Source organism: Bradyrhizobium sp. STM 3562, from assembly GCF_045571435.1.
Lineage (GTDB): Bacteria > Pseudomonadota > Alphaproteobacteria > Rhizobiales > Xanthobacteraceae > Bradyrhizobium.
On record NZ_CP120694.1, the window covers coordinates 1,377,856 to 1,402,136 of the forward strand.

Below are 24,281 nucleotides of genomic sequence, written 5' to 3' on the forward strand. Positions count from 1 at the left end.
ATATAAAAAGCCTATTCCCGGCCATTGGTTCCCCGGGGAACGTCGAGGATATCTGAGAGTTAAACACGGCTATCCTCTTCCGGTATTTGGAGAAATTTGCGACGGCCCGCGAGGGCCTCGCGTGCAAAGCGCGTGCCGAATGGACATCTACGCTACAGCCAGAAATCTCGGAATCCAGAGCGAATATATCGACGGTCAAGGTCGCGCCCGTGTGACGGATCAGGCCGCGCTCCAGCTTATTGTCGACGCCATGCCGGCGTCGGCGCCGTGTCGCGTCTTGCCGGGCCCGGTGGTGATCCGACAGGGTCATCCCTCGCAAAGCGAGTTCAGCCGGGAGGCTGCCTTCCCCTTGCGCTGGAAAATTGTCGCGGGCGGGCAAACTGTCGCAGAGGGGCAGGCGGCGGAGCCGGCCGTGCACTGGCCCAATGATCTCGCAATCGGCGTCTACCGCCTGCATCTGGCCGATGCTGCGGGGAGCAGGGAAGAGCTGCCGCTGATCGTAACGCCGCGCCGGGCGTTCGAGGGTGATTTCGACCGCTGCTGGCTGCTCGCGGTCCAACTCTACGGCGTTCGTTCCCAGCGCAACTGGGGCATTGGCGATTTCACCGATCTCGAAGCGCTTCTGAACCTCGCCTGCCACCTCGGCGCGGATGGCGTCGGCCTCAATCCGCTGCATGCGTTGTTCGATGATCGCCCCGCGGATTGCAGTCCTTATGCGCCGAACAGCCGGCTGTTTCTCAATCCGCTCTATGTCGATGTGGAGAGAATCCCCGAATTGCCGCGTGATACGGCTTCGCGCAACGGCGAGACGCTGACGCGGCTGCGCGCGCTCGACGTTGTCGATTATGTTGCGGTTGCCGACCTGAAGTGGTCGGCGCTGCGGCTTGCTTTCGAACATTTCACGTCTAGTCCTGCGCTCGAACGTCGGCGTGATTTTGACCAATTCCGCAAAGAACGTGGCGCGCTCTTGCAGCGCTTCGCCTGCTTCGAAGTGCTGCGGCACCGTTTCGGTATCCCATGGTGGGAATGGCCGGAGCAGTGGCGGCGCCCCAGCGAGGCCCAATGCGCCGACATGCGCGCGGGTGCCGATGGGCGGGAAATCGAATTCATCGAATTCGCGCAATGGACGGCCGATCGGCAGCTCCAAGCCTGCAAGGATTTTGCCGGCCGGCTCGGAATGAAGGTCGGGCTCTATCTCGATGTTGCCGTCGGCGTGCAATCAGATGGGTTTGATGCCTGGAACGAGCAGGACGCGATCTCGCGACAACTCGCCGTTGGCGCGCCGCCCGATGCCCTTAATACCCAGGGCCAGGACTGGGGCTTGGCGGGTTTCAATGCGGCGGGCCTGGAGCTCCACGCGTTCCAGCCGTTCCGCGACATGCTCCGCGCCTCAATGCGCTATGCCGGCGCAATCAGGCTCGACCACGTGCTCGGGTTGAAGCGGCTTTATCTGGTGCCGCACGGCTTCAGGCCCGACAATGGCGCCTATGTGCAAATGCCCTTCGAGGCGCTGCTCGCCGTCACCGCGCTGGAGAGTGTCGCGCACGCCTGCGTCGTCATTGGCGAGGACCTCGGCACGGTGCCGGCGGGCTTTCGCGAGCAGATTGCCGATTGGGGCGTCTGGTCGTACCAGGTGATGATGTTCGAGCGCGACGAGCAGGGACGCTTTCGCGGTATTGATCATTATTCGCCCAATGCGCTCATCACCTTCAACACCCACGATCTCGCAAGCTACGCCGGCTGGCGCTCGTTCAGCGATCTCAAGCTGAAGCGTTCGCTCGGGATCGATCCGGGCGAAAGCGATGAGGCGCGCTGGCACGCGCTCGGCATGCTGGACGAGGCGCTGCGCAGTTGCGGCATCGGAAGGCATGACCTCTATTCGGTCGTGAGCTTGCTGGCGCGGACCAGATCGCGCCTGCTTGCGATCTCGTTGGAGGATTTGTTGGGCGTCATCGACCAGCCCAACATTCCCGGCACCATCAATGAACACCCAAACTGGCGGCAGCGGGTGCCCGTTGCGGTCGATCAGATCGCCTCGGCCGTTGACGTCGCGGCGCTGAAGGCGGCAACGGGGGAACGCACGCACATCAAGGACTAAATCGGGACGGCATCGGTGAACGACATTGTCCTCGAGAATTGAAGATTATGGCCTGATCGGCGATTGCGAAACCGCGGCTCTCGTGGGCCGCGACGGATCGATCGACTGGTTATGCTGGCCTGCTTTCGATTCCGACGCCTGCTTTGCCGCGCTGCTCGGCGACAGGAGAAACGGCCGCTGGAGGATCGCACCAGCCGATCAGATCACGAGATCTTCGCGCCGCTATTGGGACGACACGCTGATTCTGGAGACTCAGTTCGAGACCGCCGATGGCGCCGTCGCGTTGATTGATTTCATGCCGCCACGCGGGAAGGCCTCCGACATCGTTCGTCTGGTGCGGGGCTTGCGCGGAAAGGTCAAAATGCGGATGGAATTGATCATCCGCTTCGGCTTCGGCAACGACATTCCTTGGGTCAAGCGCAGCGAGGACCGCTCCGCGCTGCTTGCGATCTGCGGGCAAGATATGACGGTGTTGCGTACGCCCGTGGAGACGCGGGGCGAGGACCTGACCACGGTCGCCGATTTCGATATCGGCGCGGACGAGACCATTCCCTTCGTGCTCTCCTACGGTCCGTCGCATCTGCCGCCGCCCGACCCGATCGATCCCGCAACTGCGTTGCAGGAAACCGAAGATTTCTGGACCGACTGGTGCGGCCGTTCCACTTACCGGGGCGAGCACCGCAAGCTCGTCATGCGGTCGCTGATCACGCTGAAAGCGCTGACCTACGATCCGACGGGCGGCATCGTCGCCGCACCCACGACCTCATTGCCTGAAAAGCTCGGCGGCGCCAGGAATTGGGATTACCGCTTCTGCTGGCTGCGTGATGCCACTTTCACGCTGCTGGCCGCGATGAATTCGGGCTACACCGAAGAGGCCATGGCCTGGCACAATTGGCTGTTGCGTGCCGCCGCGGGCAGCCCGGCGAACATGCAGATCATGTACGGCATCAAGGGCCAGCGCCGGCTCTGGGAGTGGGAGGCGGATTGGCTGCCCGGCTACCAAGGCGCCCAGCCGGTGCGGATCGGCAATGCCGCGCATGCGCAGCTTCAGTTGGACGTGTATGGCGAGCTGATCGACGTGTTTCACCAGTCGCGCATGACCAAGCTGCAGCTCGGCGAGGAAAGCTGGGGCCTGGAATGCGCGGTGCTCGACCATCTCGCTGATGTCTGGGACAAGCCGGATCACGGTATTTGGGAGCGGCGCGGCGATCCCAAGCACTACGTGTTTTCCAAGATCATGACCTGGGTCGCGTTCGACCGCGGCATCAAGAGTGCCGAGACTTTCGGATTCAAGGCGCCGCTCGAGAAGTGGCGGTCGCTGCGCGAGACCATCCATCGCGACGTTTGTGCGAAGGGCTTCGACAGTGCGCAGAACACGTTCGTCGAATCCTACGGCTCGCGCCTGCTCGATGCCAGCATCCTGCTGTTGCCCTCGGTTGGTTTCCTGCCGCCGTCGGACCCGCGGGTGCGCGGCACGATCGCCGCGATCGAGCAGCACATGATGCGCAATGGCTTCGTCCTGCGCCACGATCCGCGCGAAGCCAGCGACGAGCGACAGCCGATCGAGGGCGCCTTTCTCGCCTGCACGCTATGGCTTGCCGACGCCCATGTGCTGGCAGGAAATATCGAAAAGGCGCAGGTGTTGTTCGATCGGATCGTGAAGATCGCCAACGATCTCGGGCTGCTCGCGGAGGAGTTCGATTCGGACGTCGGCCGTCAGCTCGGCAATTTCCCGCAGGCGCTCACGCACATCGCGCTGATCAACACCGCCCACAATCTGGACGAAGCGCGCATTTCCAGCGAAAAACCCGCGATGCAGCGCTCGCAATAGCTGCCGTATCAGGCTATTTGCGCTCCATGTGCCAGGAGCCGTCCCAGTCGGCCGGCGGCGGCTTGCTCTGGAAATCGTCGATCCGCTTCAAAAGTGCCAGTGAAGGTCCGTCGTTGTCGACCGCCTTGAGCGCGGCCGTGACGGCGCTGCGTGCCTGCGCCCACTTCTGAGCTCTGTAGGCGGCAAGTCCTTCGGCATAACTGTCGCGCAAAGCCAATTGGTCTGGCGTAAGCGCCCCCTTCCTGCCCATGATCTCGAACACCGGCTGCGCATGGGTTTGTCCGACCACGGCCAGGCGGTCGATTTCCCTTACCTCGACCATCGAGCCCGCCGCGGTGATCGTGGCCTCCGAGACCAGCGCGCGGGTGCCGTATTCCTTGTTCACCGCCTCGAGCCGGGATGCGAGATTCACCGCATCGCCCATCACGGTGTAACTCATCATGAATTCCGAACCGATGCTGCCGGCAAGCACCTCGCCCGTGGCAATGCCGATCCGGATATCGCATTGCAGGGAGATCGAGCGCACGTCGAGCAGATCAGGCAGTCGCTTGTGCAAGGTCTCGAGGCTGTCGATCATGTCGATCGCGGCGAGGCAGGCCAGGCCGGCCTGGTCCTTCTCGTCGACGAATGGCGGGCCCCAATAGGCCATGATCGCGTCGCCGATATATTTGTCGATAATTCCCCGGTGCTTCCGGATCGGACCGGACATGGTCGACAGATAGCAGTTTATGATCTTGACGAGGCCTTGCGGCGTGACGCCCTCGCTCAGCGGCGTGAAGCCCTTCATGTCGCAGAACAGCACCGTCATGACGCGGCGCTGCCCCTTGGTGGCGCTCAGCTCGCTGTCACCAGTCATTCCCTCGGCGATCTTGGGATCGAAATATCTGCCGAAAGTTTCCCTGATCTTTTCGTTGCGACGGAGCCGTTCGACCATACGATTGAACGCGGCGGAGAGCTGGCCGATTTCGTCTGTCGTCGAGATGCTGATCGGCCGATCGAGATGACCGGCCTCGACCTCGCGCGCGCCTTGCAGCAGACGGAGCACCGGGCGAGTGATGCCGCTGCTAACCAGCAGGGCAAAGCCCAATCCGATGGTTGCCGCCAGCGCGGTGACCGCCGTGGAGATCAATATGGCTTGTTGCTGCTTGCCGATGATGGTCGACGTGCTGGCATAGACCTGCTTCAGCATGTCGGCGCGTATTTCATCGATCTTCTGCGTGTATTCATCGCGAAGCGAATCGGCTCGTGCAAGCGAGTTTCTGACCTCCGTATAGTTCTTCGCCTCGAGTTGCCGCATCAATGCCGCATCCTCGTCATTCAAGTGACGACGGAAATCGTTGGTGACGTCTTCAATTCGGGTCTCGATGCGGCCCAACGCAGCGTTGTCGGAAGGCGTGCTGGGGTCTTCGATAATGGAGATGATGAGCTTGCGCGCCGCTTCCGCCTCTTGCTCGACCTCCGCATTCTTGCTCTGAAACATACGCAGCCGCGCCGTATAGGCCTGCTCGTCCGGCGGGTTCTGCATCCGGGCGATCATCATCTGGCGCAACGCGAGCGCGCGCTCGAGCGAGCGGATATCGACCCGGGCCAGATGGCCATAGGCGGGTATGTATTTTGCGAGCAGTTCGTCCAGCAGATGGCCGACCGTGTTCGCCATGAACACGGAAAGAACGGACGTAAATATCATCAGGGCGATCAGCCCGATCGCGATTCCGACGATCTTCCTCCTGATCGACGGGCGAAATATCCAGTTCATTGGGCGCCCTGAGGAGCTATCTTGGTAAAAGGCTGGCGCCCGTGACAATGCCTGAATTCCGCTCGCCGGCCAATGAATAGAAGCCCATCCCCAGGGGGCGTGGCGCGCCCGGGCGGCTGATTTTGTGCGATGCAAGGAATGCGAAAGGCGACAGCTACCGCTTCGAATTTTCTTCCAGGATCATCTCCATCGCCATCGCAAATCCCTCCTCGTCGTTGGAGGCGGTGATGCGATCGGCGTGTTTCTTGACCTCGTCGGTGGCATTGCCCATTGCGATGGAAAAGCCGCTGACGTCGAACATCGCCAAATCGTTCTGCATGTCGCCGATGGTGGCAACGGCGTTGGTCGCAATGCCGAGCCGCCTTGCGATGGCCTGGACGAAGGTGCCCTTGTCGTGGCCGGGCGGAGTGACGTCGAGATAGTAGCTCTGGGAGCGGGCGGCGGTCGCCTGGCCGCCCAGGGTTTCTTGCATGATCTGCTCACAGCGGATCAAGAGGTCGGGGTCCGAGCTCGAGCCGACCACCTTGCAGGCGCGCGTGACGTAGGGCGTGAAATCGTCGATCACGGTCGGATCGGCCTTGATCGCGCGTTTCTCGTGCGGAACGTATTCGCCATGGCCGTTGCGTGTGAGCCACTGCTCGTTCGTGAATAGCCAGATGTCGATGCCGTACTGAGCGAACAGATCGAGGCTGCTCTGCGTGGCGGAGGCCGGCAGCAGGTGCTGCTCGATGGGCTTCATCTGTGGGTCGACGATCGAGCTGCCGTTGAACGGGCCGATCGGCAAACTGATTGCCAGCGGTGCGACGAGAAAATGCATGCCGATGGTCGGCCGGCTGGAGGTGATGGTGAAGCCGATGCCGCGCTGGTGCAATTGATACACGGCGGCCTTTGCGCGGTCGGTCAGGGTCTTGTCTCTGGTCAACAGCGTGCCGTCGACATCGGAGACCACGAGTTCGATGCGGTTCATGTGCGGCTCCGGCGCGGCAGGATGGTCTCGGGATGGCCAAAACCGAGCTGGTCCAGGATAGCGTCGACGATGTCCTCCACCGGCGGCTCGATCGAGACCGTCACCGGGCGCTCGTCCCCGCCTGGCGGCTCCAGGGTGGCGAATTGGCTCGCCAGCAGGCCGGCTGGCATGAAGTGCCCCTTGCGGCGCCCGAGCCGCCTCGCGATCACGGGTTCCGTGCCGTTGAGATAAACGATCCGGACGTCAGTTCGACCGTGCACGAGGGTGTCGCGATAGGCCCGCCGTAGCGCGGAGCAGGCGATAACGACGCGCTCGCCGGCGGCGGAGGCACGGTCGATCTCGGCGGCGATGGCGCGCAGCCAGGGCCAGCGGTCCTCGTCCGTGAGCGGCTGTCCCGCGCTCATTTTGGCGACGTTGCTCGGCGGGTGAAAGGCGTCGCCATCCTCGAAACGCCAGCCCAGGCGCGCCGCCAAGGCCTGGCCGATCGTGCTCTTGCCCGATCCCGACACACCCATGACCACCAGCGCGCAGGGTATTTCCTCGCCCTCATTCACCGCCAAAGCTCTCCGGGAGCGCGCCCTTGTCGACCAGCCAGACCGTCTCGCCGATCGATTGCGCGCGATTCGCCGGCAGGTTCTCCCCGGCGAGCAGGCGCGTCAAGATCGCACGCTTCTCTCCGCCTGCCACTTCGAACAGCATTTCGCGGCAGGCGTCGAGTGCCGGGAAGGTCAGGGTGACCCTCGGCACGTGCGGTTCGACCGGCGCGGTCGGCACGCCCACCACCCAGCGCGCGCGCTCGTCAAGCGCGGCATAGCCCGGAAACAGCGAGGCGGTATGGCCGTCGGGCCCGGCGCCCATCAGCACGACATCGAAGAGCGGTTTTGCGCCCTCCAGGTGCTCGGCACCATAGAAGGATTTCAGCTCGCGCTCATAGCGGCGGGCGCACTCATCCGGGCTCGGATGGTCGGTCGGAATGGGATGGATGTTATCCGCCGGCGCGCACCGATCGAGCAGGATCCCTCGCGCCATGCTCATGTTGTGCAGGGGATCGCCGGGCGCGACAAGCCGTTCATCGCCGATGAACCAGTGTACGCGCTCCCAGGGGATCCGCCGGCGATACGGGTCCTTCGCCAAAAGACCATAGAGCCGCTTCGGGCTCGAGCCGCCGGTCAGACAAATCGCGATCCGTCCGGGATTGCTGGCAGTTCTTGTGAGCAGCCGCTCGGCGGCGGTTTGCGCAAGCGCGTCCGGATCCGAAACTGTAATCAGCCGCCGCTGGTCGCCCAAGCCCATTTCAGAGCTTCCGCCAGCTACGGCCGTCGCGCTTCAACAGGTCGACTGCGCCCTGCGGGCCCTCGCTGCCGGCCGCGTAGGATTCCAGCCCCTTCGCACCGGCTTTCTTCCAGGCGTCCAGGAAGGGCTGCACAGCCTGCCAGCCGGCTTCGACGCTGTCGGCGCGTTGGAAGAGAATATTGTCGCCGATCATGCAGTCATAGATCAGCGTCTCGTAACCCGTTGCTGGCTCGGCTTTGAAATAGTCCTTGTAGTGGAACTTCATCTGCACGCCGTCGATCCGGACCGTCGGCCCCGGCACCTTGGTGTTGAATTGCAGAGTAATGCCTTCGGTGGGTTCGATGCCGATCACGAGATAATTTTCGGTGAGCTGCTCGACCGGCGTGCATTGGAACATCGCGAACGGCGCCTCGCGGAATTTGATCGCGACTTCCGTCCGCTTGGCGCTGAGCGACTTGCCGGTGCGAAGATAGAAGGGCACGCCGGCCCAGCGCCAATTATCGATATTCAGTTTCAGCGCGACATAGGTCTCCGTCGTGCTGTCGGGTTTGACATCCTTGATCTTGCGATAGTCCGGGACCTCGGTGTCGCCGATCTTGCCGGCGGTGTACTGGGCACGCACTGAATTTTTCAGCGCGTCTTGTTGGCTCTCGGTCTGGATCGCGGCCAGCACCTCGCCCTTTTCCGTACGGACCGTGTGCGCGTCGAAGCGCGCCGGCGGCTCCATCGCGATCAGGGCCAGGAGCTGAAACAGGTGGTTCGGCACCATGTCGCGCAGCGCGCCGGTCGAGTCATAGAAGGTGCCGCGGTGGGGAACGACCGGAAGCTTCTCCTCGACGGTGATCTGCACGTGATCGATGTGATGCCGATTCCAGATCGGCTCGAACATGCCGTTGGCGAAGCGCAGGACCAGGATGTTCTGGACCGTCTCCTTGCCGAGATAATGATCGATCCGGTAGATCTGGTGCTCGTCCAGGATACGGAGCAGCTCGGCATTGAGGGCGCGCGCCGAGGCGAGATCGGTCCCGAACGGCTTCTCGACGACCAGCCTGCGCCAGGCGCCGTGATCTTCCTTGAGCAGGCCGACGCGGCCAAGCTGTTGGGCAATCGGCGCGAACGCATTGGGCGGCGTCGCGAGGTAAAACAGGCGGTTGCCGCCGGTGTTGCGGTTGGCCTCCAGCTTTTCGATCCGCTCCTTGAGGCGGTCGATCGAGGGTGGATCGCCGGGATCGGCCTCGACCGAGGTCACGCATTCAAGCAGGCGGTTCGCAATCTTGTCGTCCACGGGGCGGGTGGCGAACTGGCGCAGGCCCTTCATGAGGCTGTCGCGCAACGCATCATGCGACATGCCGCGGCGGGCGACGCCGACGACGCAGAATGGATCCGGCAAAAGCCCGCCGGCCGCGAGATTGTAGAGGGCGGGGATCACCAGGCGGTGCGTCAGGTCACCGGTGACGCCGAAGATGACGAAAGCGCAGGGCGGTGGCTTCTGGTTGGGCTGGAAGTCTGTCACGAACGGCCGGCCTTCGGTTTGACGATATCGGGTGCGTTCTGCCGCGCCGGATCGGCGTGCTGTTGCGGCTCCTTATGGCCGCCAAATCCGGCGCGCATTGCCGAGAGAATTTTTTCCGCAAAAGTGTGTTCCTTGCGGGAGCGAAAACGCGCAAACAGCGCCGCGGTGAGGACTTCGGCCGGCACCGCCTCGTCGATGGCCGCGTTCACGGTCCAGCGGCCTTCGCCGGAATCCTCGACATAGCCGGAATAGCCGCTCAGGCTGGGGCTCTCGGCCAAGGCCGTCGCGGTCAGGTCGAGCAGCCAGGAGGGAATGACGCTGCCGCGCCGCCAGACCTCGGCGATGTCGGCGACGTCCAAGTCGAAACGGTGGTCCGGCGGCAGCGCCTCGCTGTTGGCGTTCTTGAGGATGTCGAAGCCTTCCGCATAGGCCTGCATCAGGCCGTATTCGATGCCGTTGTGGATCATCTTGACGAAGTGACCGGCGCCGATCGGACCGGCATGGATGTAGCCCTGCTCGACACGGGGGTCGCGGCCGTCCCGCCCGGGCGTACGCGGAACGTCGCCGGCGCCCGGCGCGAGCTTGGCGAAGATCGGATCGAGCCGGTCGACGACGGCCTTGTCGCCGCCGATCATCATGCAATAGCCGCGTTCGATGCCCCAGATGCCGCCGGAGGTGCCGACATCGAGATAATGGATACCGCGCTCCTTCAGTGCCTTGCCGCGGCGGACATCATCCTGCCAAAAGGTGTTGCCGCCGTCGATGACGACGTCGCCGCTTTCCATCAGCTTCGACAGCGCGTCGATGGTGGCTTCGGTGATGGCGCCCGCCGGTAACATCACCCAGGCGGTGCGCGGCTTCTCGAGCTTTGCGACGAAGTCTTCCAGCGTGGCGGCGCCGGTTGCGCCGTCTTCCGCAAGGCTCGCGACCGCCTTGGCATCCTTGTCATAGACGACGGCCGTATGTCCGTTCCGCATCAGCCGGCGGACGATATTGCCCCCCATACGTCCCAAGCCGATCATACCAAGCTGCATGTGCACACCCCTAAGCCAGCGCCTGCTCGATAGCCGCATCGAGCATTTTCAGGCCCTTTTCGAGATCGCCCTTGAGGTGCACGCGCAGCGCGCGCCGGCCGCGCTCGGTCAGCACGTCGAAATCGCCGCGCGCCTGCGCCGCCTTGATCACGCCGAAGCTGGCCTTCTGGCCCGGGATTTTCAGGTCCTTCGCGTCATCGGCGGTGATCTGCAGGAATACACCGCTGTCCGGACCGCCTTTATAGGCCTGTCCCGTCGAATGCAGGAAACGCGGGCCGAACTCGGCGCAGGTCGCGACATGGCGGTTGTCGCGCAGCCTCAGCCGCATACGCTGGAGCGCATCGATATGTTCGGCGTCGCGCTCGACATAGGCGAGCAGCGCCACATAGTCGCCGCTCTGCACGCGCGACAGGTGCGCTTTCAGCCATGAGCCGAGCTCGCCATTGGCGCCGGCCTTGCGCAGCTCCGCCGCATTGCCGTCGTCGGTGAAGATATCGGCCGCCTTGGAGGCCACCACCGGTTTTTCCGCCGGCAGCTTGCCGGTTTTCTCAAACGCCCCGGTCAATTCGCGGGTCTTGATCTTGGCGCTTTCGACGTCCGGCTGATTGAAAGGATTGATGCCGAGGACGGCGCCGGCGACGGCGGTCGCCATTTCAAAGCGGAAGAATTCCTGGCCGAGGTGCTCGATCGACTTCATGACGATGCGCGCCACCGGGTGCCCCGCCTTCTCCAGCGCCGTGAGCTTGTCGTCGTGGGCGGGATCGTCTTCGCTCTCGGTGCGGATATCGATGAAGAAGCGGTCGTCGCCATAAAGGTGAGGTTCGCCGAGCGGCTCGCCGTCGATCGGGATCAGCCCCTTGCCTTCCTTGCCCGTGGACTCCGCGATCAACTGCTCCGCCCAGGCGCCGAAATCGGCGACCTTCTTGGACGAGATGATCGTCACCTTGTCGCGGCCTTCAAGGCCGGCCTGTCCCAGCGCCAGCCCGAGCTGCACGCCGGGATTTTCATGGGGCGGTACGTCGGCGGCGCAGGAGCGCACCATTGAGAGCGCGTGCGCAATCAGGCTGCGGACGTCGATGCCGGCGGCCGCCGCCGGCACGAGGCCAAAGGGCGAGAGCACGGAATACCGCCCGCCGATGGAAGGGTCGCCGTGAAAAACACGCGCAAAGCCCTGCCTGATCGCCGTCTTCTCCAGCGAGGAGCCGGGGTCGGTGACCGCGATGAAGCGGTGGCCGGCCTTCTTGGCGCCGATCGTCTTGGCGACGCGATCGAAGAAGTAGTCCTTCATCGCATTGGGCTCGGTGGTCGAGCCGGATTTGCTGGAGACGATGAACAGGGTCTTTCCGATATCGACCCGCGCCTCCATGGCGCGCACCTCGGCGGGATCGGTCGAATCCAGGATGTGCAGTTTCGGGAAGCCCGGCTTTTTCGGGAAGGTCATCGCGAGGACCTCCGGCCCGAGGCTCGAACCGCCCATCCCCAGGACGACAGCGTCGGAAAAATTTTGCCCCTTCACGCGCTGGGCAAAGTCCTCGTAATCGGCGACGTCGGCCTTGGCGGGACTGGTCAGCCAGCCCAGCCATTTGTCCTCGTCGGTGCCGGTCCACACTGTCTCGTCGTGGTGCCAAAGCCTGCGGACCTTCGCAGAGGCACGCCATTCCTCGGTGTCCTTGGCGACCGCCTTGCCAAGCTCGCTCGTCAGCGCAAGGTGCTGCGGATCGAGGGCGCCGCCCAATACGGTGGCCCGCTTGTGCGCGACCGCGCCATAGAGCTTGTCGGCGGAGTCGGCGAACAGCCTGACGCCATCCTTCACCAACTCGGCCGTGATGGCGTCAAGCGAGATGCCGGATTTCTCCAGCTCGCTGAGAACCTGCCTCGCCTCCTCGATGTTCTCTTCCAGGCTGTCGCGCAGCTTGCCGTGGTCGCGGAAGGCGTCGAGCGTCACCGGCGGCATGGTGTTGACGGTGTCGGGGCCGATCAGCTCTTCGATATAGAGGACGTCGCTGTAATCCTTGTTCTTGGTGCCGGTCGAGGCCCACAGCAGCCGCTGCGGCCTGGCGCCCTTGGCGGCGAGCTTCTCCCAGCGGGCATCCGCGACGAGCTTCTTGTATTCCTGATAGGCGAGCTTTGCGTTCGCGATCGCGACCTTGCCCTTGAGCGCGGCAAGCCGCTCCTTCTCGGTCGGATCGTTGGCCTTGGCGATCTTCTCGTCAAGCTGCTTGTCGACCATCGTGTCGATACGGCTGACGAAAAAGCTGGCGACGCTGGCGACATGGGAGGGATCGCCGCCGCCTTCGGTGTACTTCTCCAGTCCGGCCAGATAGGCCTCCGCCACCTGCAGATAGACCTTCTGCGAGAACAGAAGCGTGATGTTGACGCTGATGCCTTCGCTGGTCAGTTGCTCGATGGCGGGCAGGCCCTCGGGCGTGGCCGGCACCTTGATCATCAGGTTCTTTCGGTGAACGTCTTTCCAGAGCCGGCGTGCTTCCGCGATTGTGGCTTTGGTGTCGGTGGCGAGATAGGGTGAGACCTCCAGGCTGACAAAGCCGTCCTTGCCGTCCATCGCGTCATAGACCGGGCGCAGCACGTCGGCGGCGTGCTGGATATCCGCCACCGCGAGCTCCTCGAATAACTCAGTCACCGGCCGGTCGGCGCGCTTCAGCGCCTTGCCGATCGAGCCGTCATATTCGTCGGAGGAGCCGATCGCCTTCTCGAAGATCGACGGATTGGAGGTGATGCCTTTGACGCCATCCTCGTCAATCAGTTTTTTTAGGTCGCCCTTGGCGACGAAGCCGCGGGCCAAGAAATCCAACCAGACCGACTGGCCGTGCTTTTCGAGTGCTTTGACGGGATTCATGATGCCTTTTTCCGTTCGAGCTGGTTCTATTTCCGGAACTCCGCCAGCTTTCTGGCGCGACAATGGATTGTCAACCGGCCGACCGCCGCGGACGGAAAATAGTGCCCGAGGGAAGGTAACGCTGGTCGCGCCGCTTCGATCCAGAAAATCTGCCCCGACTTAGCGGCAATTGCGGAACAATTTCGTGACAATGGCGGCCTGCGGCTCTCTCGGCTGCAATCCGATTTCCAAGGCGGTAAGGCGGCCGGCCGCTGCAACTCAGCGATGCGCATCGCGCTGCCCATATCGGCGCGGACGGGATCGCGGGGCTCCCCGCGAGCGAAACGAATGTCGTCATTGTTTTGACGAACGCACAATTGCGGCCGTTGCCGGTATATGATGCCAAGCCGGAACGAATGGCCGGGATTTCGATGCTCTCCGGAGCGTCGCCGCGGCAACTTCCTGCTTGGGAGGTTGATGCCGGCGACCTGCGTCATAGCGGCGCATAAATGCGCGCACAGACCTTGCGGTTCTGTGCCGCGCCAACATTTGTTTATCGAACGCCTCGGCTTTGGTCGTCGCAATCATGTCCTAAGCGTGGCCCGTGCGTGCAGGCCGGCAAACGCCGGCTCCGCGAGAACAAAAACAAGCGCGACACTCCGCAGACATCTTATGCTAATCTTCCAGTATTGCTTCTCTTCCGCTCACCCATTTCAAAACTGGATTGGCGGTGACGAGCGATTGCGTAGGAAATTCGTCGTGCCGCGGGGCGCCGCGTTCGGCTGCCTGCCGCCGACGCTCAAAAGCGTTCATTTCGTGTTCATTTTGGTCGGGCGGAGGCGCCTTCACGCGTCTTCACAAACCGTTGTGCGGCGCAGGGAAAAGCCTCGGAAAAGCATATCTCCGGATTCGTACGGATGTTGCGAACCCGCTACAATAGGCCAAAACTAATGCGTTGGAAGGGTTTTTGCCGAACTATTGAGCGAACTGCTTGTTGATATGGCAATCACTGCATGCGGTTCGCATTGCGAAGAGGAGCTCGGCGAGCGTTCAATAGAGGCAGCGTGCTCAGTTTGATTCGTCGTTGAGCAGGAACGCACCCCTACTCAGCCCGTTTCAAAGTGCAGCGGGACATATCGCGGAGAGAGAGGGATCATGTACAACGATTCTCTATTCAATGCTTTCGCTCGATCGTTCGAGGCGCGAAGCCAGACCGACATGTCGATGGCGGAATATCTGGAATCGTGTCGAACAGATCCGATGCGATATGCAAATTCGGCCGAACGACTACTAGCGGCGATCGGTGAGCCCCAGATGATCGACACGGCCAAGGACCCACGCCTTGGCCGTATCTTTTTAAACCGCACGATACGCAGCTATCCGGCCTTCGCCGGCTTCCACGGCATGGAAGATACGATCGAGCGTATCGTCGGATTCTTCCGCCACGCCGCGCAGGGGCTCGAAGAGCGCAAGCAGATTCTTTATCTGCTTGGGCCGGTCGGCGGCGGCAAGTCCTCTCTCGCCGAGCGGTTGAAGCAATTGATGGAAGTGCATCCGATCTATGTGCTGAAGGCCGGCGATGAGCTGAGCCCGGTGTTCGAGTCTCCGCTCGGTCTGTTCGATCCCGATACGCTCGGGCCGATGCTCGAGGAGAAATATGGCATTCCGCGCCGCCGTCTCACCGGCCTGATGAGTCCGTGGTGCTATAAGCGGCTGGAATCCTTCGGCGGCGACATCTCGCAATTCCGGGTCGCCAAGATTCAGCCCTCGCGCCTGCGCCAGATCGCGATCTCCAAGACCGAGCCAGGTGACGAGAACAACCAGGATATCTCCTCCCTCGTCGGCAAGGTCGACATCCGCAAGCTCGAGACTTTCGCCCAGAACGATCCCGACGCCTACAGCTATTCGGGCGGCCTCAATCGCGCCAACCAGGGCATTCTCGAATTCGTCGAGATGTTCAAGGCGCCGATAAAGATGCTGCATCCGCTGCTGACGGCGACGCAGGAGGGCAATTACATCGGCACCGAAAACATCGGCGCCATTCCTTTCAGCGGCATCATCCTCGCGCACTCCAACGAGGCCGAATGGCAGAGCTTCAAGGCCAACAAGAACAACGAGGCCTTTATCGACCGTATCTGTGTGATCAAGGTCCCGTACGTCCTGCGTGTCACCGAGGAGCGCAAGATCTACGAGAAGCTGATCCAGAGTTCGGAGCTTGCGAATGCGCCTTGCGCGCCGGCGACACTCGATACGATGGCTCGCTTCTCGGTGATGTCGCGCCTGCGCAGGCACGAGAACTCGACGCTCTTTTCCAAGATGCGTGTCTATGACGGCGAGAGTCTGAAGGAGTCCGATCCGAAGGCCCGCAGCGTCCAGGAATACAGGGACGCGGCCGGCGTCGACGAGGGCATGGATGGGGTTTCCACCCGCTTTGCCTTCAAGGTTCTCGCGGCGACCTTCAACCACGATACCCAGGAGGTCGGCGCCGACGCCGTCCATCTGATGTATGTGCTGGAGCACGCGATCCGTCGCGAGCAGCTCCCCGAGGAACTCGAGAAGCGCTATCTGGAATTCATCAAGGCGGAGCTGGCGCCGCGCTACGCCGAATTCATCGGCAACGAGATCCAGAAGGCCTATCTGGAATCCTACTCCGATTACGGCCAGAACCTGTTCGACCGCTACGTCGACTATGCCGACGCCTGGATCGAGGATCAGGACTTCAAGGATCCCGACACTGGCCAGCTTCTGGATCGTGAACTGCTCAATCAGGAGCTGACCAAGATCGAAAAGCCCGCCGGAATCGCCAATCCCAAGGACTTCCGCAACGAGGTGGTCAAGTTCTCGCTGCGGTCGCGGGCCCAGAACGGCGGGAAGAATCCGAAGTGGACCTCCTACGAGAAGATTCGCGAGGTGATCGAAAAACGGATATTCTCGCAAGTGGAGGACCTGCTTCCCGTGATCTCGTTCGGGTCCAAGAAGGACGGCGAGACCGAGAAGAAGCACGCGGATTTCGTCGCGCGGATGATCGAACGCGGTTACACCGAGCGGCAGGTCCGGCGGCTGGTCGAGTGGTACATGCGCGTGAAGCAGGCCGGATAGGCGGAGGCGGATGTCACAGTGGCCTTTCATATCATCGATCGGCGCCTGAACCCGGGAGGCAAGAGCCTCGAGAACCGCCAGCGTTTTTTGCGGCGGGCCAAGGCTCAGGTTCAAAGCGCGGTCAAGAAGTCCTCGCAGGACCGCGACATCAAGGATGTCCTGGAGGGCGGCGAGGTCAGTATCGCGCTCGACGGCATGGACGAGCCGCGCTTTCGCCGCGAGGGCGGCACGCGCGATATGGTGCTCCCCGGCAACAAGAAGTTCGTGGAGGGTGACATCCTGCCGCGTTCGAACGAAGGCGGCGGGAGGAAATCCCAGCCGGGGCAGGGCGACAGCGAAGATGCCTTCCGCTTCGTGCTGAGCCGGGAAGAGTTCGTCAACCTGTTCCTCGACGATCTGGAGCTGCCGGATCTCGCCAAGCGCAAGCTTGCCGATACGGAAAGCGAGGGTCTGCAGCGCGCCGGCTATGCCACTTCGGGCTCGCCCGCCAACATCTCGATCAGCCGCACGGTGAGCCGTGCGCTGATGCGCCGCGTGGCGCTACGCCGGCCGCGGCCCCAAGAGATAGCCGCGCTTGAGGCGGAACTCGCTGAATGCGAGGATGAAGCGCGCCGCGCCGAGCTGATTGCCGAGATCGAGGCGCTGAGGGCTAAAGCCAAACGAATCCCCTTCATCGATCCGATCGACATCCGCTACCGCCGGTTCGAGACCATTCCAAAGCCGGTGGCGCAGGCGGTGATGTTCTGCCTGATGGACGTTTCGGGCTCGATGTCCGAGCACATGAAGGATCTTGCCAAGCGGTTCTACATGCTGCTCTACGTGTTCCTGAAGCGGCGCTACCGTCATGTCGAGATCGTCTTCATCCGCCATACCGACCGCGCCGAGGAAGTCGACGAGCAGACCTTCTTCTACGGTCCGGCCTCGGGTGGCACCCTGGTCTCGAGCGCCTTGCAGGCGATGCATGAGATCGTCCGCTCGCGCTTCCGTCCCTCGGATTGGAACATCTACGCCGCGCAGGCATCCGACGGCGACAACTCGATCTCCGACAGTGAACCCGTGTCCCGCATCCTGACTGAGCACATCCTGCCGGTTTGTCAGTTCTTCGCCTATCTCGAGGTCGGCGAGGCCGGCGGCTATTCGTTCGAAATGCCGGATTCCTCGCTGTGGTCGCTCTACGAGCGGCTGCGCGGGAACGGCGCGGAGCTCTCGATGCGCAAGGTGCGGGACCGCAGCGAGATCTTCCCGGTCTTCCATGATCTGTTTCAGCGCCGCGCCAAGCAGGAGAAGGCCGCTTCATGACAGGGCAACGTCTCTTCGAGGGTGCGGATTGGGACTTTGCCACGCTGCAGCGTATCCACGATGCATGCGAGGAGATCGCGCGCTCCGAGCTCGGCCTCGACACCTATATCAACCAGATCGAGGTCATTACCGCCGAGCAGATGCTGGACGCCTATTCGTCCGTCGGCATGCCGCTGTTCTACAAGCATTGGTCGTTCGGCAAGCATTTTGCCTTCCACGAAGCCTCCTACCGCAAGGGGCTGATGGGGCTTGCCTACGAGATCGTCATCAACTCGTCGCCCTGTATTTCCTACCTGATGGAGGAAAACACCGCGACGATGCAGGCGCTGGTGATCGCGCATGCCGCGTTCGGCCACAATCATTTCTTCAAGAACAACTATCTGTTCAAGCAATGGACCGACGCCGACGGCATTCTCGACTATCTGGAGTTCGCCAAGCGCTATGTGACCCAGTGCGAGGAGCGCCACGGCCATGTCGCGGTCGAGCAGACGCTTGATGCCGCGCACGCCTTGATGTCGCACGGGGTCGATCGCTATCCCGGCAAGAAGAAGCTCGACCTGCGTGATGAAGAAAAGCGCGCGGGCAAGCGCCGCCTGCATGAGGAACGTGCCTTCAACGACCTGTGGCGCACGGTTCCGACCGGACCTGCCAAGAGCAGGCAGGTGCTCAACATCGAGCGCCGCCGCAAGCTGCTCGGCCTGCCTCAGGAAAATCTCCTTTACTTCCTGGAAAAGAGCGCTCCGCGTCTCGCCCCCTGGCAGCGCGAACTCCTGCGTATCGTGCGCCACATCGCGCAATATTTCTATCCGCAGAGCCAGACCAAGGTCATGAACGAGGGCACCGCGACCTATGTTCATTACCGCATCATGAGCCGGCTGCACCAGCAGGAGCGCATCTCCGACGGCAACTTCCTCGAATTCCTGCAATCGCACACCAACGTGGTGTTCCAGCCGGAGTTCGATGATCCTCGCTTCTCCGGCTTCAACCCCTACGCGCTCGGCTTTGCGATGATGCAGGACATCGAGCGCATCGTGACCAATCCGGAGCACGAGGACCGCGAGTGGTTCCCGGAGATCGCCGGCTGCGGCGATGTCGAGGACGTGCTGCGCGGCATCTGGGCCAATTATCGGGACGAGAGCTTCATCGGCCAATTCCTGAGCCCCAATCTGATCCGTCAGCTACGGCTGTTCCACCTGCATGACGATCCGGAAGAGCGCGCCGGCATCAAGGTCGACGCCATCCACAATGAACGCGGCTATCGCCGGATCCGCCGCGAATTGTCGCGCCAGTACGACATCGGCTACATCGACCCCAACATCGAGGTGGTCGACGTCGATCTCGCCGGCGACCGCAGACTGATGCTGCGCCACACGGTCGTGAAAGGCTCTCAGCTCAACGAGCTGGATGCCAAGCGCGTGCTGCAGCATCTGGCGGACCTCTGGAGCTACGACGTGTCCCTGGTCGAAGTCGATGCCAGCACCGACAAGGTTCTGAAGGAGTACGTTCTCAATCCGCGGATACAACCGGCGGCCGCCTGAGTGGGCGGCCGCCTGACCGAAGCGGAAAGCCGGTCACGTAGTCGCCTTCCTGATCGGTCGGGCAGACGGCTCTGTTCACCTCGCCGAGCTTGCGGGGCGATGAGGTGGGCTCTCGAGATCGCGGAGAGTCCTCGTCATCCCAACCTTCTCCCGCAAGCGGGGAGCAGAGGAACGACGTTCTCCGCGTCAATTGAGGGCTGCACTACCGCAAGCTTGCGTTGATCTTGTCCAGCACCGTTGAGCCTGGACACAGCTCCTGCGCTTCGAGCGAGTTGAGCGGCGTATCCACCGTGTTGAGGTGGCTGTGCAGGTCTTCCGCCTCCGGATCGACATAGAGCAGCCCGGTGACGATTTGTCCCTTCGCGGCGTGTTTCTGCAGGAAAGCCTGTGCGGCAACACGGTCGTGCACGTCGTAATCGGCGTCGATCTTGCGCAATGCGAGCTTCGAGCCGTCGTGCTGCTCGACGATCTGCACGGTGCCCGGCGCATAGTCGACTGTGATCGGATCGCGACCGGTGATGACATCGAGCCGGTTCACCGCGTCATTGTGTTCGCGGACATAATCGAAGCTTTTGGTCGAGCCGGCGTGATTGTTGAAGGCGACGCACGGGCTGATCACGTCGATGAAGGCCGCGCCCTTGTGTTGCAACGCGCCTGCGATCACGGGCACGAGCTGACTTTTGTCGCCGGAGAAGCTGCGCGCCACGTAAGTCGCTCCCAATTGCAGCGCGATCGCCACGAGATCGATGGCGTTGTCCGTGTTCATGACGCCTTTCTTGGATTTCGACCCGCGGTCGGCCGTGGCCGAGAACTGTCCCTTGGTCAGGCCGTAGACGCCGTTGTTCTCGACGATATAGGTCATGTTGACGCCGCGCCGGATCGAATGCGCGAACTGGCCGAAGCCGATCGAGGCGGAATCGCCATCGCCGGAGACGCCGAGATAAATCAGGTCGCGGTTGGCGAGATTGGCGCCGGTGAGGACCGAGGGCATGCGGCCGTGCACGGAGTTGAAGCCGTGCGAATTGCCAAGGAAATAGTCGGGCGTCTTCGACGAACAGCCGATACCCGAGATCTTCGCCACGCGATGCGGCTCGATCGAGAGCTCGAAGCAGGCTTCGATGATCGAGGCGGTGATCGAGTCGTGCCCGCAGCCGGCACACAGCGTCGAGATCTTGCCCTCGTAATCGCGGTGGGTGAAGCCGAGCGCGTTCTTCTTCAGGCCCGGGTGATGAAATTTTGGTTTTGCAATGTAGGTCATGACACGGCCTTGCGGAGGGGCGTCACCTTGAGGTGATCCTGGTGATCGCCGATGGCGTTGGCAATGAAGCGCGCGGTGATCGGCGTGCCGTCGTAGTGCACGATTGCCACCAGCCGCACCGGGTCGATACCGTTCTCGTTGATGATCAGCGTGCGCAACTGCCCGTCCCGATTCTGCTCGACCACGTAAACGAAATCATGGTCGGCGATGAAGCTCGCAACGCTGGAATGGAACGGGAAGGCGCGGATGCGCAGGCGATCGAGGTAATGGCCCCGCGCCTCCAATAGTCCGATCGCCTCGTCCATCGCGGGCGCGGTGGAGCCGAAATAGATCACGCCATATTTGGTCGGCTTGCCGGCGTTGGCCTGCAGCGGCCGCGGCACCAGGTCCTGCGCGGTCTCGAACTTGCGCACGAGCCGCTGCATGTTGTCGGCATAAACCGGGCCTTCCTCGGAATAGCGCGCATAGCGATCGCGCGACGTGCCGCGGGTGAAGTAGGAGCCTTTGGTCGGATGCGTGCCGGGCAGGGTGCGGTAGGGGATGCCGTCGCCGTCGACGTCGAGATAGCGGCCGAAGTCGCGGCCCTCCTCGAGCATTTCCGCGGTCATGAGCTTGCCGCGGTCATATTGCCGCGCATCGTCCCATTTCAGCGGACGGCACAGGCGATGGTTCATGCCGATGTCGAGATCGAGCATCAGGAAGATCACGGTCTGCAGCCGCTCGGCGAGATCGAAGGCGGTGGCCGCGAACTCGAACGCTTCCGCCGGATCCTCCGGAAACAGCAGCACATGCTTGGTATCGCCATGCGAGGCATAGGCGCAGGCGATGATGTCGCATTGCTGCGTGCGGGTCGGCATGCCCGTGGAGGGACCGGCGCGCTGCACATCCATGATGACCGCCGGGATCTCGGCGAAATAGGACAGGCCGATGAACTCGGTCATCAGCGAAATGCCGGGGCCGGAGGTCGCGGTGAAGGCGCGGGCGCCGTTCCAGGAGGCGCCGATCACGATGCCGATCGAGGCCAATTCGTCCTCCCCCTGGACGATGGCGTATTTCGCTTTGCCCGTTTCCGGATCGTGGCGATATTTCCTGCAATGCGCGGCGAAGGCATCGGCCAATGACGACGACGGCGTGATCGGATACCAGGCGCATACCGTGGCGCCGCCGTAGACGGCCCCCAACGCAGCCGCGCTGTTGCCCTCGATGAAGATGCGGTCGCCGACCTTGTCCGCTTTCTTCACCCGCAGGCCGATCGGGCATTTCAGGTTCTGCAGCGCCCAGTCGCGGCCGAGATGCAGGGCATGGACGTTGGAGGACAAGAGCTTCTCCTTGCCCTTGTACTGCTCGCCGATCAATTGCTCGACCAGCTTCGGATCCATGTCGAGCAACGCACAGAGCGCGCCGAGATAGATGATGTTCTTGAACAACTGGCGCTGGCGCGGATCGGTATAGGTGGAATTGGTGATCGCGGTCAGCGGCACGCCGATCACCGTAATGTCGTCGCGGAATTTCGACGACGGCATCGGCTTGGTCGAGTCGTAGAACAGATAGCCGCCGGGCTCGATTCCGGCGACGTCCTTGTCCCAGGTCTGCGGGTTCATCGCCACCATCATGTCGACGCCGCCGCGCGCGCCGAGATGGCCGGCTTCGGTTACCCGCACCTCGTACCAGGTCGGCAGGCCCTGGATGTTGGAAGGGAAGATGTTGCGCGGGCTGACCGGCACGCCGTGGCGCAGGATGGCGCGGGCGAACAGCTCATTGGCTGACGCCGAGCCCGAGCCGTTGACATTGGCGAAGCGGACGACGAAATCGTTTACGCTGCTGATCGGCGCTTGCTCGGGCATGATGTACCTGCGTGGACCATATCGATGAGATATTTCTGCATGTCCCATGCTCCGGTGGGACAGCGTTCGGCGCACAGGCCGCAATGCAGGCAGACGTCCTCGTCCTTCACCATGACGCGACCGGTCTTCAGCTCCGTGGAAACGTAAAGGTCCTGGTCGGGGTGCGGCGTGGGTGCTTTCAGCCGGCCCCGCAACTCCGCTTCCTCGCCGTTCTCCGTGAACGTGATGCAGTCCATCGGACAGATGTCGCCGCAGGCATCGCATTCGATGCAGAGCGGTGCCGAAAACACCGTCTGCACGTCGCAGTTCAGGCAGCGATGCGCTTCGCCGAGGGCGAGCTTCACGTCATAGCCAAGCTCCACCTCGGCGCGGATGTCCTTGAGCGCAATCACCTTGTCGCGATGCGGTACCTTGAAGCGCTTCTCCGGCGAGATGTCGTTGTCGTAGCTCCACTCGTGAATGCCCATCTTCTGCGAGGTGACATGCACCTCGGGCAGCGGCCGCTCGTTGACATCCTCGCCGGACAAGAGCCGATGGATCGATAGCGCGGCATCGTGGCCGTGCGCCACCGCCCAGATGATGTTCTTCGGACCGAACGCGGCATCGCCGCCGAAGAACACTTTTGGATGCGTCGAAGCCATGGTCTTCGGATCGACCTTGGGCATATCCCATTTGTCGAACGCGATGCCGCAATCGCGCTCGATCCAGGGGAAGGCGTTCTCCTGGCCGACTGCGACCAGCACGTCGTCGCAGGCGACGGTCACGTCAGGCTCGCCCGAGGGAACGAGGCTGCGCTTGCCCTTGGTATCGTACTCGGCGCGCACCTTCTGGAAGGTGACGCCGGTGAGCTTGCCGTTGTCGTGGGTAAACGCGATCGGCACCATGTAATTGAGGATCGGAATGTCCTCATGCATGGCGTCTTCTTTTTCCCAGGGCGAGGCCTTCATCTCCTCGAAGCCTGAGCGCACGATCACCTTGACATCCACGCCGCCCAGGCGCCGCGCGGTGCGGCAGCAGTCCATCGCGGTGTTGCCGCCGCCAAGCACGATCACGCGCTTGCCGATCTTGTCGGTATGACCAAACGAGACGCTGGAGAGCCAGTCGATGCCGATGTGGATGTTGCTTGCTGCTTCTTTGCGGCCTGGAACGTTGAGCTCGCGGCCGCGCGGCGCGCCGGAGCCGACGAAAACCGCATCAAAGCCGTCGGCGAGCAACTGCTTCATGCTGTCGATGCGCTGCCCGCCCTTGAACTCGATGCCGAGACTGAGGATGTAATCGGTCTCCTCGTCGATCACGGAGTCGGGCAGGCGGAATTTGGGGATCTGCGTCCGCATCATGCCGCCGGCCTTCGGATCGGCATCGAACACGGTGCAGTGATAGCCGAGCGGCGCGAGATCGCGCGCGACGGTCAGCGAGGCCGGACCGCCGCCGACGAGCGCGATCCGCTTGCCGTTCCTGGGCGCGGGTCGCGGCAAATGCTGTTTGATGTCGTCCTTGAAATCGGCGGCTACGCGCTTCAAGCGGCAGATCGCCACCGGATTCTCTTCGACTCGTCCGCGGCGGCAGGCGGGCTCGCAGGGGCGGTCGCAGGTGCGTCCCAGAATTCCGGGAAACACGTTCGACTTCCAATTGATCATATAGGCGTCGCTATAGCGGCCTTCGGCGATCAAGCGGATGTACTCAGGAACAGGTGTATGTGCGGGACAGGCCCATTGGCAATCGACCACTTTGTGAAAATAGTCGGGGGCCGAAATATCAGTCGGTTTCATTCCTACCCGTCCGCGCCACTAGCAACAACCGCGCGGCCTTTATTTCCGTCAGGACGCCGACATGACGTCCATTCGGTTCTCGAATTGCATCATGGACTTACCTTATTGAGATTAGAGCCATTCAACTTCATGCACAAAGGCAAATT

General features: G+C 62.4%; 15 protein-coding genes. 5 read left to right on the forward strand and 10 right to left on the reverse strand.

Annotated elements, in window-relative coordinates; genetic code table 11:
• Positions 1 to 139: 139 nt before the first annotated feature.
• Complete coding sequence (gene malQ, locus P6U23_RS06385; protein WP_407178722.1) at positions 140 to 2,098, forward strand: 4-alpha-glucanotransferase; 1,959 nt, start codon at positions 140 to 142, stop codon at positions 2,096 to 2,098.
• Positions 2,099 to 2,123: 25 nt separating this feature from the next.
• Positions 2,124 to 3,929: a glycoside hydrolase family 15 protein gene (locus P6U23_RS06390; protein WP_407178723.1), complete on the forward strand. Its 1,806-nt coding sequence runs from the start codon at positions 2,124 to 2,126 to the stop codon at positions 3,927 to 3,929.
• A 13-nt stretch (positions 3,930 to 3,942) separates the two neighbouring features.
• Here P6U23_RS06390 and P6U23_RS06395 read toward each other — a convergent pair whose 3' ends face one another.
• The 7 genes from P6U23_RS06395 to P6U23_RS06425 form a co-directional block, all read right to left on the reverse strand.
• Complete coding sequence (locus tag P6U23_RS06395; RefSeq protein WP_407178724.1) at positions 3,943 to 5,685, reverse strand: adenylate/guanylate cyclase domain-containing protein; 1,743 nt, start codon at positions 5,683 to 5,685, stop codon at positions 3,943 to 3,945.
• A 154-nt stretch (positions 5,686 to 5,839) separates the two neighbouring features.
• On the reverse strand, positions 5,840 to 6,652 hold the full coding sequence (locus P6U23_RS06400) for an HAD family hydrolase (RefSeq protein ID WP_407178725.1): 813 nt from the start codon (positions 6,650 to 6,652) through the stop codon (positions 5,840 to 5,842).
• Positions 6,649 to 7,206: a gluconokinase gene (locus P6U23_RS06405; RefSeq protein ID WP_407178726.1), complete on the reverse strand. Its 558-nt coding sequence runs from the start codon at positions 7,204 to 7,206 to the stop codon at positions 6,649 to 6,651. The genes P6U23_RS06400 and P6U23_RS06405 overlap by 4 nt, the downstream gene beginning before the upstream one ends.
• Positions 7,199 to 7,945, reverse strand: a complete 747-nt coding sequence (pgl, locus tag P6U23_RS06410) for a 6-phosphogluconolactonase (protein ID WP_407178727.1) — start codon at positions 7,943 to 7,945, stop codon at positions 7,199 to 7,201. Before pgl ends, P6U23_RS06405 begins: the two co-directional genes overlap by 8 nt.
• 1 nt (position 7,946) lies before the next feature.
• Positions 7,947 to 9,458, reverse strand: coding sequence for a glucose-6-phosphate dehydrogenase (zwf, locus tag P6U23_RS06415; protein WP_407178728.1), 1,512 nt, complete (start codon positions 9,456 to 9,458; stop codon positions 7,947 to 7,949).
• Positions 9,455 to 10,492: a phosphogluconate dehydrogenase (NAD(+)-dependent, decarboxylating) gene (gnd, locus tag P6U23_RS06420; RefSeq protein WP_407178729.1), complete on the reverse strand. Its 1,038-nt coding sequence runs from the start codon at positions 10,490 to 10,492 to the stop codon at positions 9,455 to 9,457. The genes zwf and gnd overlap by 4 nt, the downstream gene beginning before the upstream one ends.
• Before the next feature lie 10 nt (positions 10,493 to 10,502).
• On the reverse strand, positions 10,503 to 13,349 hold the full coding sequence (locus P6U23_RS06425; RefSeq protein WP_407178730.1) for a bifunctional transaldolase/phosoglucose isomerase: 2,847 nt from the start codon (positions 13,347 to 13,349) through the stop codon (positions 10,503 to 10,505).
• Positions 13,350 to 14,483: 1,134 nt separating this feature from the next.
• On the opposite strand from P6U23_RS06425, the gene P6U23_RS06430 reads away from it, so the two are divergent.
• From P6U23_RS06430 to P6U23_RS06440, 3 genes are read left to right on the forward strand one after another with little or no spacing between them, the layout of a single operon-like run.
• Positions 14,484 to 16,427: a PrkA family serine protein kinase gene (locus P6U23_RS06430; protein ID WP_407178731.1), complete on the forward strand. Its 1,944-nt coding sequence runs from the start codon at positions 14,484 to 14,486 to the stop codon at positions 16,425 to 16,427.
• Positions 16,428 to 16,445: 18 nt separating this feature from the next.
• Positions 16,446 to 17,726 (forward strand): YeaH/YhbH family protein, encoded by a 1,281-nt coding sequence (locus P6U23_RS06435; protein ID WP_407178732.1) that lies wholly within the window; start codon positions 16,446 to 16,448, stop codon positions 17,724 to 17,726.
• Positions 17,723 to 19,264 carry a SpoVR family protein gene (locus tag P6U23_RS06440; RefSeq protein WP_407178733.1) on the forward strand — a complete coding sequence of 514 codons (1,542 nt, stop codon included), beginning with the start codon at positions 17,723 to 17,725 and terminating at the stop codon, positions 19,262 to 19,264. Before P6U23_RS06435 ends, P6U23_RS06440 begins: the two co-directional genes overlap by 4 nt.
• A 202-nt stretch (positions 19,265 to 19,466) precedes the next feature.
• Here P6U23_RS06440 and P6U23_RS06445 read toward each other — a convergent pair whose 3' ends face one another.
• The 3 genes from P6U23_RS06445 to P6U23_RS06455 are packed head-to-tail and all read right to left on the reverse strand — an operon-like array spanning position 19,467 to position 24,135.
• A complete protein-coding gene (locus tag P6U23_RS06445; protein WP_407178734.1) occupies positions 19,467 to 20,522 on the reverse strand; it encodes a 2-oxoacid:ferredoxin oxidoreductase subunit beta in 1,056 nt (351 codons plus the stop codon).
• Positions 20,519 to 22,366, reverse strand: a complete 1,848-nt coding sequence (locus tag P6U23_RS06450) for a 2-oxoacid:acceptor oxidoreductase subunit alpha (RefSeq protein WP_407178735.1) — start codon at positions 22,364 to 22,366, stop codon at positions 20,519 to 20,521. Before P6U23_RS06450 ends, P6U23_RS06445 begins: the two co-directional genes overlap by 4 nt.
• Positions 22,336 to 24,135, reverse strand: a complete 1,800-nt coding sequence (locus P6U23_RS06455) for an FAD-dependent oxidoreductase (RefSeq protein ID WP_407178736.1) — start codon at positions 24,133 to 24,135, stop codon at positions 22,336 to 22,338. Before P6U23_RS06455 ends, P6U23_RS06450 begins: the two co-directional genes overlap by 31 nt.
• Between the last annotated feature and the right edge of the window lie 146 nt (positions 24,136 to 24,281).

Bases quoted from the DNA above. Each gene is read 5' to 3' on its own strand.
- P6U23_RS06455 (WP_407178736.1), bottom strand. From the start codon at position 24,135: ATGAAACCGACTGATATTTCGGCCCCCGACTATTTTCACAAAGTGGTC.
- P6U23_RS06450 (WP_407178735.1), bottom strand. From the start codon at position 22,366: ATGCCCGAGCAAGCGCCGATCAGCAGCGTAAACGATTTCGTCGTCCGC.
- gnd (WP_407178729.1), bottom strand. From the start codon at position 10,492: ATGCAGCTTGGTATGATCGGCTTGGGACGTATGGGGGGCAATATCGTC.
- P6U23_RS06395 (WP_407178724.1), bottom strand. From the start codon at position 5,685: ATGAACTGGATATTTCGCCCGTCGATCAGGAGGAAGATCGTCGGAATC.
- malQ (WP_407178722.1), top strand. From the start codon at position 140: ATGGACATCTACGCTACAGCCAGAAATCTCGGAATCCAGAGCGAATAT.
- P6U23_RS06430 (WP_407178731.1), top strand. From the start codon at position 14,484: ATGTACAACGATTCTCTATTCAATGCTTTCGCTCGATCGTTCGAGGCG.
- P6U23_RS06440 (WP_407178733.1), top strand. From the start codon at position 17,723: ATGACAGGGCAACGTCTCTTCGAGGGTGCGGATTGGGACTTTGCCACG.
- P6U23_RS06445 (WP_407178734.1), bottom strand. From the start codon at position 20,522: ATGACCTACATTGCAAAACCAAAATTTCATCACCCGGGCCTGAAGAAG.
- P6U23_RS06425 (WP_407178730.1), bottom strand. From the start codon at position 13,349: ATGAATCCCGTCAAAGCACTCGAAAAGCACGGCCAGTCGGTCTGGTTG.
- P6U23_RS06400 (WP_407178725.1), bottom strand. From the start codon at position 6,652: ATGAACCGCATCGAACTCGTGGTCTCCGATGTCGACGGCACGCTGTTG.
- pgl (WP_407178727.1), bottom strand. From the start codon at position 7,945: ATGGGCTTGGGCGACCAGCGGCGGCTGATTACAGTTTCGGATCCGGAC.